Consider the following 15,148-nt stretch of genomic DNA (forward strand, 5'->3'; position numbering starts at 1 on the left):
GCCGCTCGCCGTCGCGGATGCCGTACTGCCGAAGGAGTGCCGCGATGCGGCGTTCAAGTCGGGCGTTAATTTCCGTCCGCGTCCCGTTGCGTCGATGGCCGTAGGGCAGGGTGGAGACAATACAACACCCGGGAGAGAGTGGGAGCCCAGGGCTTTGCGTGGCGCGGGGCATACAGAGCATGCACCATGCGGGTATCGCTGAACCCACAAAGTGGGATTTGAAAGCACGCTGCGCGGGAGGCTCGCACGCCCCATGCGGGCTTCATGTGGGAGCCAAGTGGACGGCGTAAGGGCTTCTAGAGGGTGTCCCGCCCGACGCCATCTCGAACCATCGGCACAGTCTGCTTCGGAGGAAGGGACTGCTCGTCCGCCCTCATTTCGACGAAGCGGGCCGCCCCGAGGGCCTCGACCAGCCGCCCCTGGGCGGCGTACAGGCGGATGCTGGCGTGCTGCTCGGCGTAGCGGGCCGATATCGCCGCCGCCTCCGCGGCGAACGCCGCGTCGATGGCGTGGATCACGTCGGCGGCGGAGCGGTAGCCGAGCCTGTACTGCTCGCGGTAGTGCCGCTCAACGTCCATCAGGCTCTTCAGCGCCGCCTCCGCCTCGGCCCGCTGCCGCACGACGGAGTCGTGCATGTTCCAAGCCTCCCTGATCCTGAATGCCGAGAAAGCGAAGTCCGCCGGACGGACGATCGTCGTCAGCGCGTTCTTGCCTCTCGCGACCTCCGCCTCTTTCTCTCCGACGGGCAGGGGCACGAACGGAACGTGGGGGCCGAACTCGTGCCTGTTGACGCGGAGGTAGCGGTCGGATGCGTCGGCGAGGTCCTGCTCGGCCCTGATGCGTGCCGCGCGGGCCTGGTGGATGCTCGCGTCGGACAGCGGTACGTCGGCGGCGTTCGCGTTGCCCTCACGCACGGCGGGCACCACGTCGGTCGTCTTGAAGCTCTCGATCCCGCGTTCCCTCCGCAGGGCCGCGTCCGCGAGATCCCTGCGGAGCGCGACGTCGATGAAGACACCGCCGACAGCGTACGCGGCATGCTCGGCGAGCTCGTGCGGGGTACGGGCGCCGTCGCCGGGCTGCGTCTCTTCCACGTTCCGGTCGGACTTCAATGCCCAGGCGACTTCCCACGCGAGTGACCCCGGAGCGAGTTCGCTGTCTTCCGGGGCGTCGAGGGCGATCGGCACTCGGACGGTCGAACCGCCGGCAGGAATCGACACGGTGATCGGCGTACCCTGCCCCTGCAAGGCAGAGCATGCGGAAACCGCTACAAGAGCGGTGCCGAGACACAAGGCTCTCGTCATCGCAGAGACCTCTGTGCGGCCTTGCGACGCACTGCGTGTCACATTCCCGAACGACCTCATCGGATGGTTCCTGTTCTGGCTCTCACGGACGGGCAATCACCCGTCCTGATTTATGACTAAGAATATGCGGTGTGCATGTCAACACGTAATTGACTGTCGTTTCTGCGGTCGGGGACTCTCAGTCGCCAGAGGGGCAGCCACGCACCGCCCGTTTGGCTCCCACTAGACGGCGTCTTCAAATCCCACGGTGCGTCCGTTTGAAGTCCGCCGTGTGGTCATCCAGAACCCCACACTGCTTGAGCGCTGCATCCCGCATCGTTCCCGAAAGACGTCCCGACACCACCCGGGGCAGGGGCAGGGGCAGGGGCAGGGGCAGGGGCAGGGGCAGGGAGTCTAAAACATCGAAAATCGTCGAATAAACATCGTAATCCGCTAACGCCCCTCCGTCCGGGCGGTGGCGACAGCCCCTACTGCCGCAACGGAGACGGGGCGGTGGCGGAGGTTATTCCGTTTCCTCCTTATCATTATATTATCTCTTAGTTACCCGCACGTACGCGCACGCGCGTTGGTTTCACCGAACGTCTTGGTTTCGGACATACGGGGCGGATGGGGAAGTTCGTTCGGTCGGGAAAAGGGATTCCCGCAGCAGAAGCGGGAAGGGGCAGTGCCCCCATGGAATCCTCTTTCATCCCGGGGCGGAGCTGGAGGCGGACGGACGGGACGGACGGAGAATGGTCGAGGCGTGATTGCGGACGGGAAGCGGTCGTCCGCACGCCGTATCCGACTGGGTCGGCACACACGCACCACCCGGGATAAAGATGAGATCGGGGGCGGTAGCCCTCCGACATGCCCGCAAAATCGGTTCCAAGGGGTCTCTGGACGCTCCGGCGGGGTAGGGTGCTCCGAGACAGCCGGACGGCGGATTTGGCGTTCAGAGGTGGCCCGCAACCGCTTTCATGGGGTGTCGCCCAGCCGGATCAGCCGAGCCACTCGTCGATCGGGATGAACCCTTCGGGACCCTCCACGGCGTCGAGGCACGGGGCGGACATTCCGACCTCGTCGTCGCCGGGCGTCGGGATCGGATGGAAGTGGTCGCCGTCGGGCGCGTCCCACGCGATGTCGATCTCGCCATCGGCATGCAGGCTTCGCAGCGTCTCGACGGCCTCGCCGGCGGACCCCGCCCGAACCTCGACTTTGGCTCCCAGGACGATGGCCAGCCCGCCCCCGCTCGGGCGGCGTACGGTCTCGGTAGCGGAAAGGTAAGCGGTGTAGGTGCCCATCGGTATCCTCCGGAATCGGGTGCGATGCCCGATCCTGGCGCAGGCGACCTTCCCCCCGTCCCGGGCACGCGTCACGACACCGATGTCGGGCGATACCCGAAGCCATTCGGGGAATGGCACGTCGTGCGGCTTCCCAGCGGGGTCGGGCAAGCCGACCGGAGGGCATGGCTCCCAGCTTCGCAGGGAACCTGCGTGGCATGACGCGGGAGGCAGCATCACCGCAATGTGGGATTCGTAGAACCTGCTGTGTGGGAGCCTATTGGGAGCTAGTCGGCTGCTTTCTTGGTATCTGCGGGGAGTTAAGGGGGTGCGATGCGGACGGCATGCCGCATCTCCGGCGGGGGAGGGCAGACACCGATGGAATGGCGGCATATCGCCAGTAAAAGGCAAATCGGCGGATTCACCCCGGGATTCCATCGTGTTAGCATGCCCCCTCGCTCTGCGGAGGGAGGAAGCGATGCAATCCGAGCTTCGGGTCCGGCTGGAGGCCGTCGATGCGTCTCGCAACGTCCACCGCGGCTATCTCGTGCAGGCGGGCAGGGACCTCTTCGGGAGCTGGACGGTGCAGGTCCGCTACGGTCGCATCGGCAGCCCACACGGGGCCGTGCTCAACGTCTACGCGGGCAGCGAGGAGCGGGCCAGGAGGGCAGTGATGTCGGCGCTGCGCAAGCGGATGTCGTCGCCGAAGCGGATCGGGGTGCCGTACGTCGTCGTCGAGGCCGTGCTGCCGCCGGGGGACGGGGCGGACGCGTGGCTGCCGGAAGGGATGGCACGGCCCTGATCTTAACCCGCTTCTCGCTGGGTTCCGTCCTGCCGGCGCCGGTCAGCGCCCCTTCCAGACCCTGATCGCTTCCCTGGCAACGTTGAGATCGACCCCGATGCCGCTGTCCGACATCAAACGCTGTACGGCGGCGCCCTTCGACCACGCCTCGCCCCACAGCCCGAGCGATGCCTTGGCCGACGCCTCGACGCGGGCCGCCTCCGACCCGGCGGGGAACGCCGACGGCGGCGCCGCCGTCCACACGACCGCCCCGAGGCAGACCGCGGCGGTCGCGGAGGCCGGGAGAAGCCCGCCCCGCCCGCCGGCGGCCAACCCCCAGATCGCCCAGAGCGAAGCAAGAATTTTCGACACGTTGAGCAGGATCGAGACCTGCGACAGGACCATGGACACCGGCGGGACGAAGACCGAGGCGACGACGTTGTGCGAACCCTCGGCTCTGGCCCACGCCTCCGGGTCGCTGCCTGCCGCCGCCCTCCAGGGGGAGACGAGTTCGGCCTCAATCCAAACGTCCAGCTTCGCCGAGTCCATCCCGTAGGGGAGATCGGAGAGGGCCAGCCTGCGTCCGTCAGCCATCGGTATCGACTTGCGGAAGAACGCCTCGACCAGCTTGCGAGCCTTGGGGTCGGAGGACTGCGGCAGGATCTCGTAGGCGAACTGCCCCAACGAGGCGTCGGGGTTGGCGGGCAACCCGCCGGTGCGCTGAGCGAACTCGCGGTCGAGCCGGTCGCCCGCCATGGCGACCGCACCCCCGCGCCGCTCTTTCGGGCGCGACACTTCAAGCGACCAGAACTGGTAGTCCCGGTGCAGAGCCTTGAGGTCGGACCACACCCGGGCGTGCGACGTCCGCAGGCGTTCGGCTCCGAAGTCGATGTCCTTGCGGGCCTTCTCCGCCCGCTCGGCGTCCCTCGCCGCCGCCCGCGCCGCCGCGGCATCGTCCGCCAGCAGCAAGGCGGACGAGACCGCCGCCACGGGATCGGGCTTCCCGCCGGGGGCGAGGAATCCGTCCTCGGCCCGCCCGGCGAGCACGTCCGCACGGTGCAGGGCCACGACCCGGCCGGCGTCCTTCACGTCGGGCGGCAGCCCGTCGAGCGCGGAGTGGTAGCCGTAGTGCACCGCGGCCAGCGTGCAGACCCACAGCACAAGGAACCCGCTAGCCCCTCGCAGCGTGCGCACCAGCCCGCTGCCGAAATACCAGGCGAGACCGAAGGCCAGCAGGATCTGGCCGACCCAGGAGAGCGCAGTCAGCACATCGTTTCCGGCGGAGGGGTCGGACGAGACGGCGAGCAGCGTGCCGTTGTACGCCAGCTCGAAGAAGACGTAGACCGCCGAGACCAGCCCGGTGACGGCGAGGAACAGCCCACGCCGCCAAGCCTCCCTCCTTCCGTCCGGCGGCAGTCCGACCGAAGCCGTCATCGCCCCGGCGGCTCCACCCGCTCCAAAAACCTGCTCACCCGTAGTCATTTGATGTCCTCCTGCACCGCGTATGTCCGGATTCGACGCTATGGCCTATGTGTCTGCATGTCAAACATGATCGGCATCTTTTGGCTTCCTTTTAGGCTTCCTTGTGTCTGCATGCGGACCTGCTAGGCTATTCCCTTGAACTCTCCGCCGGGGAGCGCGAAGCACACTAGGAGTGTTGACATGAGGAATGTTGTAAAGGCGTTGTGGTGGCTCGCGAAGCTGCCGATACGCTTGGTCTTCCGCCTTGCTTTCGGGGGCTGGGCCGAACGCCGGGGTCGCAGGGCCGAACTGCGGATGAAGCGGAAACTGGAGGCGCGGGGGATTCCCGTCATCCACGACCTCTTCGTCCGGCACGGCAACGGGGTGTGGACGCAGATCGACCTCGTCGCCTTCCTCGGTGACCGGATCGCCGTCGTCGAGGTCAAGAACTACGGCGGCACGGTCGAGGTCGCCCCTGACCGCGCGGAGTGGGCGGTCACCTACGCCGGCGGGCGGAGGGCGACGATGCGAAGCCCGCTGCGGCAGAACGCGCAGCACTGCAAGGCCCTCCGGGAGCGCTTCGGCCGCCCGGGCGTCGCCTTCGAGAACCATGTCGCCTTCGACCGCACCCCGCTCCGGGGCGGCTGCGAAGGGGTGTGGGACCGCGTGCCCGAGCTGTGGCCGACGGATGAGACCCAAGCCGCCAGGGCGGTCTGGAACGCGATCGTCGCGCACGACGAGGCGACCGACCGCATGGCTGCCTCACGCGAGCACATGCGGTGGATTAAGGGGCAGAGGTGAGACGAGGCCTTCGAAGAGCAGTCCGTCCGCGCTATCTTATATGTTTGCATGTCAGAAGTAACGGCATGCGCGGCACCTGATCGGGAGGACGGAAAATGAATCTGGCTGCTTCAGCCCCGGCGGAAGGGGCTTCCGTCGGCTGGGCGCCGCCGCTGTCGGTGGCCGCGGTGTCGGTGCTCTACCTTTGCGGCGAGGTTTGGTTCCACTTCGAGCTGCTGGACGCGGCCTCGTCGCCCGACACGCCGCGCGAAGCCCTGGAGCGGCTGGCCGCCATCGGGAAAGTGCTGGCCGCCTTCGGGCTGGCCTGGTCTGCGCGGGGAGGGGGCGCTCTTCGGGGTGTGGGCCCGCGCGGAGCATGCACAGCGTGCCGGACTGTCCGTCCGGGCCTCCGCGGCGGATTGGCTTGCCAAGCCCACGTCGGGCGGGGCAGAACGCTCGGCGACGGCGGGCCGGTGAGGGCGACCTCCCGCCCCCGCACCCAACCACATCCAGGCACAGACGATGAACAAGTCCGAATTGATCGACGCGGTGGCCGAAGCCACGGGCCTCTCGAAGACCGACTCCGGGAAGGCTGTCGAGGCCGTGTTCGGCGGCATCGAGTCCGCCCTGAAGGCGGGGGACGAGGTGCGGCTGCCCGGCTTCGGCACCTTCGCCGTGAAGAACCGCCCCGCCCGGACGGGCAAGAACCCGCGCACCGGCGAGCCCGTCGAGATCGCCGCCGCCAAGGCGGCCGCCTTCAAGCCCGGCAAAGGTCTCAAGGACGCCCTGAACGGCTGATCGAAGACGACGGGTTCGGACGGCGGAACGGTGCCCGCCGAGTCCGGAAAGGCGAAAGCGGGGGAAGGATCGCTCCCTCCCCCGCTCATCTCACTTCGGCTCCACGACCCGCCGGGCCTCCTTGGCCGCTTCCGCGTACCGGCGGATCGTCCCCCTCGCCCGCCAGGAGGTGTCCACCTCCATCGCAGAGGCATACGCCTCGGCGTGTGCCATCCCGAGCGCGGAGTAGGGCGGGGGCATGGCACAGCCTTTCAGGCCGTGCCTGACAGGCATACGCACCGCCTCGATCTCCGACAGGCTGGCGTACCCGAGCTCCGGCTCGCCGAACCCCATCGTCAGAGCCGTGAACGGCCCCGACGTGCACGGCATGTCGATCAGCCCGTAGAGCGTGTCGCCGTCGGCTTCCATCTCCGAGACGATGGCACAGCCTGGTAGGCTCTGCCTGGCGGGCATGAGCGTCGCCGCCCCGACGGCGGCGAAGATCTTTACAACCGGCTCCAGGTCCGGCTCCGTCCGGCCCTCGGCCTGCGCGGTCCGGGTCAGGCGGTTGTTCTCGCGCAGCCGCGCGATGGTGGCCTCGTCAAGCAACGACATGCATCATCCTCGCTTCTTGGATCCACGCCTCTTCAGCCGCACGCACGGCGCGTGCGGACTTGCTCATGGCGATGTCCTGGCGCACGCGGTCGATGCCTGCCAGGCAAAGCCTACCAGGCTGTGCCATGACCCCGGAAGCGTTCCGCCGCCCCATCGTGACCCGCAGCCGCCCGTTCACCTCCTCGATGGCACAGCCTGGTAGGCTCTGCCTGCCGGGCATCGACCAGACGAAGACCAGGCGGCGTTCCCGACAGGACAGGTCGCCGTCAAGCCGAGCCAGCAGCTCGGACAGCTTCCCCATCTTGCCCGGGTCGGAGGTCACATGCACCGAGCGGCAGCCCTCCAGGAGTTCGGGGAAGTCGGCCCGCAGGATTTCGGCGTCGTCGCTGTCCATGTCAGTCCCTCTTGCCCATCTCGTCCCAGGCCCCCCGCAGGTCCCGCGCCCAGCGGGCGAGCCGCGCGTCGAGGTCGGCGAGGAACTCCATCGGCTTCAAGACCGCCATCTCGCCGCGGCGGGCGTGGACCAGTTCCCCGGCGGTGCCGACGCAGTCCGGCATCACCAGACGCCGCGTCCCCGACGAGCGGGACAGCACCGCCAGCACGAGGCTGTCCTTGGACCATCCCGGGTTCGGGACGGGAAGCCAGCCGATCAGGTCGCAGTCCGTCGGCCAGCGCTCGAACTCCGCGAGCAGGGCCTCCGCCTCTTCCTTCCATGACCGCTCCCACCCCCGGATGACGGCTTCGTCAGGCTGCCGCATCGTCCCCTCCTTGCCCATTACCCGCCGTGTCCGGCCTCGGCGGACACCGCTCCGCCGTCCAGAGCCCCTCGTCCTCGATCAGCCGCCCGTCGGTGCCGAAGCGGGCGAGCCACGCCTCGCGACCCGCCAGCCCCCGCACCCGCGTGCCGCAGGGCAGGGTGGCCCGGTAGCTGAAGTGGTGGTGGCCGTGCACGAGCAGCCCGGCCCCGCAGTCCCTGGCGAGGCCCGACAGGCAGGCTGCCCCGAACTCGTGCGTCTCGGGCGCCTCGTGCGTCACCAAGATCCGTCCGGCGGACGGAAGCCCCCGCGACCGCTCCCGCAGGGCGTCGAAGTCCTCCGGGAAGATCGTCGTGCGGTCTTTCACCGGCAGCCCGTTGCGGAACCGCTCGTTCTTCGGGATGCACGCCAGCTTGGACTCCCGCGTCAGGAAGCGCGGCTCGGACCCGTCGTTCGGGAACCACACCTTCTGCCGGAACACGCCGCCCAGCCCGCCGAGCGACACCGGGCCGACGGTTTCGAAGCGGGCGTGCAGTCCGTCCTCGACCGGCAGGGACTCGATGGACGCCTTCCAGATTTCGGGGCGGTCGCTTTCGTGGTTGCCGTGGATGTACAGCACCCGGACGCCCTCCGCCCGCACCGCGACGAGGGCCGTGTCCGCCGTCTCGCCCGCGGCCGGCAGGCTTTTTCGGTCGTAGAAGTCGCCGACGATCACCGCCGCGTCGGGACGGGCCTCGCGGGCCGCGTCGATGATGAAGTCGAAGTCCCCGTGCGGATCCCCGCAGAACAGGATGCCGATCTCTTTGCTCACTCTCAACCCTCCTCGCCACGCGCGGAGGGTCGCCCGCCCCGCGTCAGTCCGTTTCGTCCGCTTCGTTCGTGTCTATGTCTATTAGGGCAGGCATCGGGTTCGCTCCATGAATTTCCCTATCGTGTTATATTAAGCATCACCCTTGCCTTTGTCAACATTCTTCGCCTTTGGCGCGTTCTTTTTCGGCTTCCGCTCGCGCTTCGCGGGTGCCGCCCTCTCTTCGTCGTCGGCTTGGCCCCGCTCGCGGTCGGCCAGCAGTTCGTGGAGCTGCACCCGTCCCGACAGGTCCCACGCCAGCAGCTCGTCCACCGTCGAGCAGTCCACCGCCTGCTCGACGGGGATCAGGTGGAAGGGGCCGGACGCGGAGCCGCCGTCGATCATGCCCGGCAGGCGCTGCCCAGCGGGCTGTGCCATGCCCGGCAGGCAGAGCCTACCAGGCTGTGCCATGCCCCGCACGGCTGAGCCGTGAGGCTCTGTCGATCGTCAGGATGCTGTGCGCGATCGCAGAGCCTTCGGCACCGCGTGCCGATGGCATGCCGCCGACCCGCCATTTGATGGCCTCGCGCAGGGCGGCGGGGTCGTCCGTGGGCAGCGGCGAAGGCTTCCCCTCCGGCCCGGTCGGCAGGTCCGTCCAGTAATCCGTCAGCAGCCGGATGTTGTCGATCATTGGCCAAGGCCCAACGCCCGGTGGGTCATCGGGTGAGACCCGAAGCCCTTCGGGTCAGGTCCTCGGCGATCTTCCGCCGCTTCGCTTCGCTGGCTTCGGCCATGCCTGTCAGGCGCTGCCTATCTGGCTGTGCCACGCTTTGCTTCCCTTTCACCGGCTTTCTCCTTCCGATCCTGGCGCGGCGGCCGACGAAGGACAAGAATTGAAAGATTCCGTTCACTCCGCTTCCGGGGCAAGCAGGGCCGCCCGCAGGTCGAGGTCTTCGACGGCCCCGTGACCCTTCTCTTGCAGCAGCCGGTTCGCCTTCACGGACTCGCTCATGAAGTCGGCGAACACCTCGGTCTCGATCCGCTCGCCGCGCCGCCAGACGCGAGGGGACGGCTGCACGACGCGGAACCCGGCGATCAGGTGGTCGAGGCCGAGCGCAAGGAGGTCGGGGTCGCGGACGGACAGCCCGATGATCCGCATTCCCGAGAGCCAGTGCCGGGGCGACGGGTCGATGCTCATGAAGATCGCGCCTCCGCCGAGGCGCCAGCCGGTGGCGCCCGTCAGCATCAGCGGGAGCAGGCCGGAGTGCCGCCACAGCACGCCGCGGTCGAAGCGGACGCCCTGGAAGTAGAGCCCGAAGGCGGGCGGCAGCTTGCGCAGCACGGCCTCGCGAACCATGCGCCGCGCGGCCTCGACGTCGTTCGCTTGCGGGGCGGCGAGCAGGGTCTGCCGGAGGTCGGCCTCCCACTCGCCAGCCCGGTAGCTGAGCACGGTCGCGCCGTCGGCGGAGCGGTCGGCGCCGAGCATCGCGTCGAGCACGGTGGCGCAGCGGGAGTCACGCACGACGAGCCGGGCGGACTCGCTCGGTTTCCGCACGAGCGAGCTGAGAATGCCTGCGGTTCGGCCGGCGGGCGACGTGAACGGCGTGTGCAGCTCGACGGAGACCTCGTCCGCCTCCACGGCCCACGCCCGAGCGTCCGTCCGCGGCGGCACGCCTTTGGGGCTGTTGCACGGCAGCCAGCCGCCGTCGCGTGCCACCAGTTCCAGGGCGTCCGCGAGGGCCTCGCGGGAACGCTGCGCCTCGATCATAGGAAGAAGTCCGGCCATGTTCGCTCCTGCCGTGCCGTCGCACTGCGGTTCAATGTGAGTTTTTGGGCTGGGCGTCCGCCGCCCAGACCGCGTAGGCCCGCCGAAGAACACGCAGGTCGCCGCCGGTCCGCGTGAAGAGGCTGCGCAACGCCGTCAGGGCATTCCCGGTCGGTCGGCCAGCCGTCCCGCCGTCCCCAGATGCGGAGACCACGGCGTCGAGGCTGGCCGCGAAGAGGTCGCGCCCGCCAGCCGGAGCCGGGGAGTCCGCCTCTTCGTTTGTCATGCCCCGCACGTTCCGTGCGAAGCTCGGAGCGATGCCCGGCGCGTCGTCTTCATCGGGCATCCGGTTGAACTGCGTCAGGCTGACCCGCTTGGGGCGGTGCGGGGCAGGCTGGCCCCCCACCGAAGCATCTTCGGCATCTTCGAGCGCCCACCGCTCGTGAAGTTCGAGTTCGTCGCCGACGTCGGGGAAGGGGATGTCGCCCGAGGATGCGGGCGAAGGGTGCCCCGCACGTTCCGTGCGCAGCTCGGGGCGATGCACCGCACGTTCCGTGCGAAGCTCGGAGCGATCGCCGGGACCGCGCCGACGCAGCCCGCTCGCCGCCTTGTTCATCATGTCCGCCAGCCTCATGTTCGACGTGCCGAGAAGCGACGGTGTCCCGCTCCGTTCCCACGCCTTCCGTCCGTTGCAGGCGAGCCACTCGCCTGCGATCCGCCGGCTCTCCTTATCCGAATCCTGGTTGTGCTCCCCGGCGAGCAGCCGGGCGGCGATCCGCGTCTGTGCGGCCCAATGTCCGAAGGCGGCGGCGCACCAGGTCCAACCCCAGCAGGCATCCTCAAGCCCGGCGAGGCGGAGGGCCTCCGCGATCTGCGCCATCGCAGAGCCTGCGGCACCGCGTGCCGATGGCATGCCTTGCACGGCAGAGCCGCCCAAGGCTCTGTCGATGTCACGCAGGGGCATGTCACGCAGGGGCGCTCCGGTCGATGCAGGGGCGTGGCAACCCCACCGGACGCGGGACATCCACCGCTCGACCTCCGAGGTCAGGACCATCCGGTCATCGGTCGCATCGAGCACCCGGGCCAACGCCTCGCGGGCCGCCTGCTCGCACAAGGGAGGCTCCCAAGCCCAGACTCCGAACGGGTCGGGCCACGGCCACTCGTCTTGCGTCGGCATGTTCGTGCCCCCGTCGAAGACCATCACTCCCCCCGGAATACGGTACGCGCTAGGCGTAATTAGGTTGGCATGTCAACCTGAAGATACCTTACATGTGAGATGGCGTGCTTGTCAACACAGGTTGTGCGTTCTCGCGTTTTGCCCGAAATGCGCGTGCCATGGTCAGGCTTCCCGCTCCCAGGGTACATTTCGCACATATATTGACATGCAGACACTTTAGCGCAAGCGTCGTAGGCATGGCACGCTCCGCGGTTTCTGCGGTGCATGCCCACCCTGAAAATGAGGAGCGGAGAGATGGCGAGGACGTTGGGGTATGAGGCGAGGCAGCCCGTCGATCAGACGAAGAAGCCTGACAATGACGGCTACGCGGACGGCTACGCGGGCGAGGTCGGAATGCCGGACCGGCCGCTGATCGAAGTGGGATCCGCAGAGCACGGACTGCCGGCGGGCATCATGCTCACCGTCGGCTACCTGATGATCATCTTCGGCTCCATCTACGCTGCCTGGCGCCTCGCCGGCTGGGTGGGGGAGACCGCACAGATCGCCGGGCTGAAAGACATCCGAGGCAACGCGCAGTCGAGAAGCATCGTCATGACCTGGCTGATCGTCCTCGGGCTCATCTTCGGGGGCATGTTCCTCGTCAACATCGTCGGAGGTTGAGCCGGCGGACGAGAAAAAGGGGCGGAGGAATCCGCCCCTTGCCGTTTCCGTCCGTCCCGGCTGGTCACAGCCGCAGGCCGGCGTAGCCAGACTTTGCCGAAGCCCTTGCGGCGACGGTCGCCTCGGCGGTCTCCGCGACTATGGCGTTGGCCATCTCCCGCGGCGTGACGCCGCGCAGGCAGCGGGCGGCGATCTCCGAGCCGTTCCGGTTGCCGAACCGCTCGATCGCCCTGTCGGCCTCGGCCTGCCCGCTCTCGGCGGCGATGATGAGGCGGACCTCGCCGAGCCACTTCGTCATCGCCGCATCGACGTCTGAGATCACGGCCTCGGCGGCGGCCGCCACGGCCTTGGCGGTCACGTCGCTCTGTCCGGAAGCTCGTCCGGCGAGACCACATTCGCGGATGTGGCGGGCGGCGGCGTCGGCCGCCGTGTCCCTGATCGCCGTCAGCGAGACCCCGAGCGCGGCGAGCGTCCGGCGTCCGGCGGCGCGGGTGGCCGGCAAGAGCGGTTCGGCCTGGGCGGCGAGCCGCATGGCGTGGGACTCGACTGCGTGCATCGAGGCCGACACGGCGATCTCGACGAGCGACGCCGAGGAGCGGAGCTCCCCGCGTACGGTCCTGGCGGCCTTCGCTTCGGGAACCCCCTGGAGGAAGCCGCGCTCGGCGCAGCCCGAGGCCGCCAGACGGACGGAAGATGTCGCCAAGTCCGTCTCGCCGGATTCCCGCACCGCCCGTGCCGTCACCGTCGCGACATAGCCCGTGAGTGCCGCATCGAACGCCTCCGCAGGGGTCCGTCCGATATCGAGCATGTCCTCCGCTGCCCGCTCAGCGGCGAGCCAGGCGCCGCTGCCGTCGAGGCCGAGGTCCAGCGCATGGCCGAGTGCGACGTCGCGCAGCTCGATCGCGAAGGCCAAGCGGGATAGCGCCTCGCCGGGCGGGAGTCCTTCTTCGATCGACGAGGTCAGGACGGCCCTCCTGACCTCGACCGGAACCTCGCCCGCCTTGCCCCCCCGTTCTGCCGTCAGCCAAACCATTTCGCTCGCGTATTCCTTGCCGTCCTTCATGTGCCTCTCCTTCTCCCGCTACCCGCGCCGACGCTTCGCCGGCCCTCGGCTTGCCTTGATTCTTTGCGCAGCTCCGTCCGCCGGTCAAATCAATGCCCTGCAATATAGATATTTAATCGTTGACATGCAGACATCAATAAGAAAATCTCAAAAACAGGCACCGGAGCGGTGCGCAGACATCAACGAGGGGAGCCGCCCCGCGGAACGGAGGCGGCAGGACAAACGAGAGGGCGTGACGATGGACAACACTGACAGCATACAGACACCAAAACCCCCGGTGCGGGCCGGGCAGACGCAGGTCGGGTTCTATCTTCTTCCCCGCGACTGGCAGGCGGTGAAGGGGATCGTGATCGGCGAGGAGATGTCGATGCAGGCATTCCTCGGCGACTGCGTTGCGTCGGCCATGGAGCATCTGACCGGAAAGGCCCCTGCGGGGCTGCGCCAGTTCCCCTGCCGGGCCAGCACGCGTCGGCTGTCGGCGGTGCCGAAAAGGTCGGGGCCGCCGTCCCGTGTCGGGAAAGTAAACGTCATGGGCCACCTGCCGAAAGAGCATGTGCTGCGGGTCAACACCGTCGCCGCCAAGTTCGACATCAGGCGCCAGGACATGCCGGCCATCGGGCTGGTGCTGGAGTTCGCCCGCCGCGGCCTCGGCTTCCCGCAGAGCGCACGCGACGCCGTGACACGGCTGGCGAAGACCGCCCCCGGGAAGGCCGATGCAATCCTGCCATAAGCGAACCAGGCTTCCAGCAAAGCCGAAAGCTGTGGCTCACGGACACGAGAAGAGGGACGGCACCAGCCGTCCCTTCTGTATTCCTCGGAGATTCAGGCCTTCGCCTTGGCACGCGGCTTCGATGCCGCCTTCGCTGGCTTGGCCTTCGGCGGCTTCTGCTGAGCCTCTGGATTGCCCGGACGCTCTTCACGCTCGTTCGGCGGGGCGTCGATCATCTTGTAGACTTCTTCCGGCGTCGCATCGTGCAGGATGTCGATGGCTTCCCGCTGCTCGTCGGTCAGTTCGTCCGGGTCGAGCAGGTCCAGGTTGTCCAGGATCAGCAGCCGGGCGCCTGCCTCGATCACCTTCTGCGTGGAGGTCGGAGCCCCTCCCAGTCCGCCTGCCACCAGCTTCTTGACCTCGAAGGTATCCAGCACGTCGAACCAGCCGCTCAACGGACGCTTCCCTTCCCGGCTCTTAGCCTTGGGGGTGGTTGCCTGGGCACCGCGCTTCTCGTTCTCGATCCAACGGTCGAGGGCGGAGGCCAGGTCGCTCCGCTCGGCGCGGATTGCCTGCAATGCCTCCAGCCGCTCGGCCTTGCTCATGTCCGCGAGCCCGCGCTCTTTGTAGAGTTGGAACGCCTCAAGGCGGCATTCCGCATTCTGCTTTGCCCGGTCGAAGCGGATGGGGCCGTAACGCCGGGCCGTCGAGAAACTCGGCACCTTCTTCTTTGACCGCGACGAAACGACGTCTCGGATTTCCTTTTCCAGCTTCAGCCGGAACGGCTCGCCCTCGCGATGTGTGCTGCGCAGATCCTCGATCCGCGTTTCGCGAACGCGCTCGATCTCGTCACGGGTGGCGTCGGGGTTGACGGCGAGCAGGTCGAGCTCCGCGGCGAGCGCCGCCGCCTTCTCTTGTTCGTCGATCAGCGGGGACACCCGTGCGTCCAGCCGCTCGAACACCGTGTTCATGACCAGAGCGACGATGTCCTGCTTCGTGACTTCCAGCTTGCTCGCTAGATGGTCGAGAATGTCGATAATGGTCGGGGACAGGTGCCCCTGAAGCTGCTTCTTCCCCTCCCGTCGGCCCGCCTTCCGCTCATCCGGCGTCCGTGACGCCGGCCGGGTTCCGGTGAATCCCAGGATGGAAAGCGATGTGCGATCCAAAGCGTATCCGCTCGTCTGTTCCATTTCCTCTGACATCGCTTTCCCCCTCCCGGCGGCAGCCTCCGCCATGGGGCCGCTCACCTGTGACCCAA

Annotated in this window: 18 protein-coding genes; 5 read left to right on the forward strand and 13 right to left on the reverse strand. The window is 68.0% G+C overall.

The window, feature by feature from the left end; translation table 11 throughout:
• Positions 1-296 precede the first annotated feature (296 nt).
• Together TSO5_RS16420 and TSO5_RS16425 are read right to left on the reverse strand one after the other, a co-directional pair.
• The gene (locus TSO5_RS16420; protein ID WP_146203769.1) at positions 297-1,217 is read right to left on the reverse strand and encodes a hypothetical protein; all 921 of its coding nucleotides are present in this window, start codon (positions 1,215-1,217) and stop codon (positions 297-299) included.
• A gap of 1,061 nt (positions 1,218-2,278) precedes the next feature.
• On the reverse strand, positions 2,279-2,581 hold the full coding sequence (locus TSO5_RS16425) for a hypothetical protein (protein WP_109152553.1): 303 nt from the start codon (positions 2,579-2,581) through the stop codon (positions 2,279-2,281).
• A gap of 457 nt (positions 2,582-3,038) precedes the next feature.
• Here TSO5_RS16425 and TSO5_RS16430 point away from each other — a divergent pair, with 457 nt between their 5' ends.
• On the forward strand, positions 3,039-3,362 hold the full coding sequence (locus TSO5_RS16430; protein WP_109152554.1) for a WGR domain-containing protein: 324 nt from the start codon (positions 3,039-3,041) through the stop codon (positions 3,360-3,362).
• A gap of 42 nt (positions 3,363-3,404) precedes the next feature.
• Here TSO5_RS16430 and TSO5_RS16435 read toward each other — a convergent pair whose 3' ends face one another.
• The gene (locus TSO5_RS16435) at positions 3,405-4,823 is read right to left on the reverse strand and encodes a hypothetical protein (protein ID WP_109152555.1); all 1,419 of its coding nucleotides are present in this window, start codon (positions 4,821-4,823) and stop codon (positions 3,405-3,407) included.
• Between the two features lie 180 nt (positions 4,824-5,003).
• Between TSO5_RS16435 and TSO5_RS16440 the strand changes: the two genes are divergently transcribed.
• Positions 5,004-5,603, forward strand: coding sequence for a nuclease-related domain-containing protein (locus TSO5_RS16440; RefSeq protein WP_109152556.1), 600 nt, complete (start codon positions 5,004-5,006; stop codon positions 5,601-5,603).
• Positions 5,604-6,089: 486 nt separating this feature from the next.
• A complete protein-coding gene (locus TSO5_RS16445; protein ID WP_282183517.1) occupies positions 6,090-6,380 on the forward strand; it encodes an HU family DNA-binding protein in 291 nt (96 codons plus the stop codon).
• A 90-nt stretch (positions 6,381-6,470) separates the two neighbouring features.
• Here the strand turns inward: TSO5_RS16445 and TSO5_RS16450 are convergent, their stop codons facing one another.
• The 8 genes from TSO5_RS16450 to TSO5_RS16485 all read right to left on the reverse strand — a co-directional run bounded on the left by TSO5_RS16450 (position 6,471) and on the right by TSO5_RS16485 (position 11,161).
• The gene (locus tag TSO5_RS16450) at positions 6,471-6,974 is read right to left on the reverse strand and encodes a DUF2958 domain-containing protein (RefSeq protein WP_109152558.1); all 504 of its coding nucleotides are present in this window, start codon (positions 6,972-6,974) and stop codon (positions 6,471-6,473) included.
• Entirely contained in the window at positions 6,961-7,368 is a 408-nt protein-coding gene (locus TSO5_RS16455; RefSeq protein ID WP_109152559.1) for a hypothetical protein, read from the reverse strand. Before TSO5_RS16455 ends, TSO5_RS16450 begins: the two co-directional genes overlap by 14 nt.
• 1 nt (position 7,369) lies before the next feature.
• A complete protein-coding gene (locus TSO5_RS16460; protein ID WP_109152560.1) occupies positions 7,370-7,732 on the reverse strand; it encodes a hypothetical protein in 363 nt (120 codons plus the stop codon).
• Positions 7,719-8,540, reverse strand: coding sequence for a metallophosphoesterase (locus TSO5_RS16465; RefSeq protein ID WP_158282436.1), 822 nt, complete (start codon positions 8,538-8,540; stop codon positions 7,719-7,721). Before TSO5_RS16465 ends, TSO5_RS16460 begins: the two co-directional genes overlap by 14 nt.
• A gap of 129 nt (positions 8,541-8,669) precedes the next feature.
• Positions 8,670-8,954 (reverse strand): hypothetical protein, encoded by a 285-nt coding sequence (locus TSO5_RS16470; RefSeq protein ID WP_146203770.1) that lies wholly within the window; start codon positions 8,952-8,954, stop codon positions 8,670-8,672.
• 16 nt (positions 8,955-8,970) lie between these two features.
• Positions 8,971-9,207 carry a hypothetical protein gene (locus tag TSO5_RS16475; RefSeq protein WP_109152563.1) on the reverse strand — a complete coding sequence of 79 codons (237 nt, stop codon included), beginning with the start codon at positions 9,205-9,207 and terminating at the stop codon, positions 8,971-8,973.
• Positions 9,208-9,423: 216 nt separating this feature from the next.
• A complete protein-coding gene (locus TSO5_RS16480; RefSeq protein ID WP_146203771.1) occupies positions 9,424-10,302 on the reverse strand; it encodes a hypothetical protein in 879 nt (292 codons plus the stop codon).
• Between the two features lie 31 nt (positions 10,303-10,333).
• Positions 10,334-11,161, reverse strand: coding sequence for a hypothetical protein (locus tag TSO5_RS16485; protein ID WP_146203772.1), 828 nt, complete (start codon positions 11,159-11,161; stop codon positions 10,334-10,336).
• Positions 11,162-11,752: 591 nt separating this feature from the next.
• On the opposite strand from TSO5_RS16485, the gene TSO5_RS16490 reads away from it, so the two are divergent.
• Positions 11,753-12,118 (forward strand): hypothetical protein, encoded by a 366-nt coding sequence (locus TSO5_RS16490; RefSeq protein ID WP_109152566.1) that lies wholly within the window; start codon positions 11,753-11,755, stop codon positions 12,116-12,118.
• A gap of 64 nt (positions 12,119-12,182) precedes the next feature.
• Here TSO5_RS16490 and TSO5_RS16495 read toward each other — a convergent pair whose 3' ends face one another.
• Positions 12,183-13,181, reverse strand: coding sequence for a hypothetical protein (locus TSO5_RS16495; protein WP_109152567.1), 999 nt, complete (start codon positions 13,179-13,181; stop codon positions 12,183-12,185).
• Between the two features lie 238 nt (positions 13,182-13,419).
• On the opposite strand from TSO5_RS16495, the gene TSO5_RS16500 reads away from it, so the two are divergent.
• Positions 13,420-13,911: a hypothetical protein gene (locus TSO5_RS16500; RefSeq protein WP_146203773.1), complete on the forward strand. Its 492-nt coding sequence runs from the start codon at positions 13,420-13,422 to the stop codon at positions 13,909-13,911.
• A gap of 92 nt (positions 13,912-14,003) precedes the next feature.
• Here the strand turns inward: TSO5_RS16500 and TSO5_RS16505 are convergent, their stop codons facing one another.
• Positions 14,004-15,125 (reverse strand): hypothetical protein, encoded by a 1,122-nt coding sequence (locus TSO5_RS16505; protein ID WP_146203774.1) that lies wholly within the window; start codon positions 15,123-15,125, stop codon positions 14,004-14,006.
• Positions 15,126-15,148: the final 23 nt, after the last annotated feature.

It is taken from the genome of Azospirillum sp. TSO5, assembly GCF_003116065.1.
Lineage (GTDB): Bacteria > Pseudomonadota > Alphaproteobacteria > Azospirillales > Azospirillaceae > Azospirillum.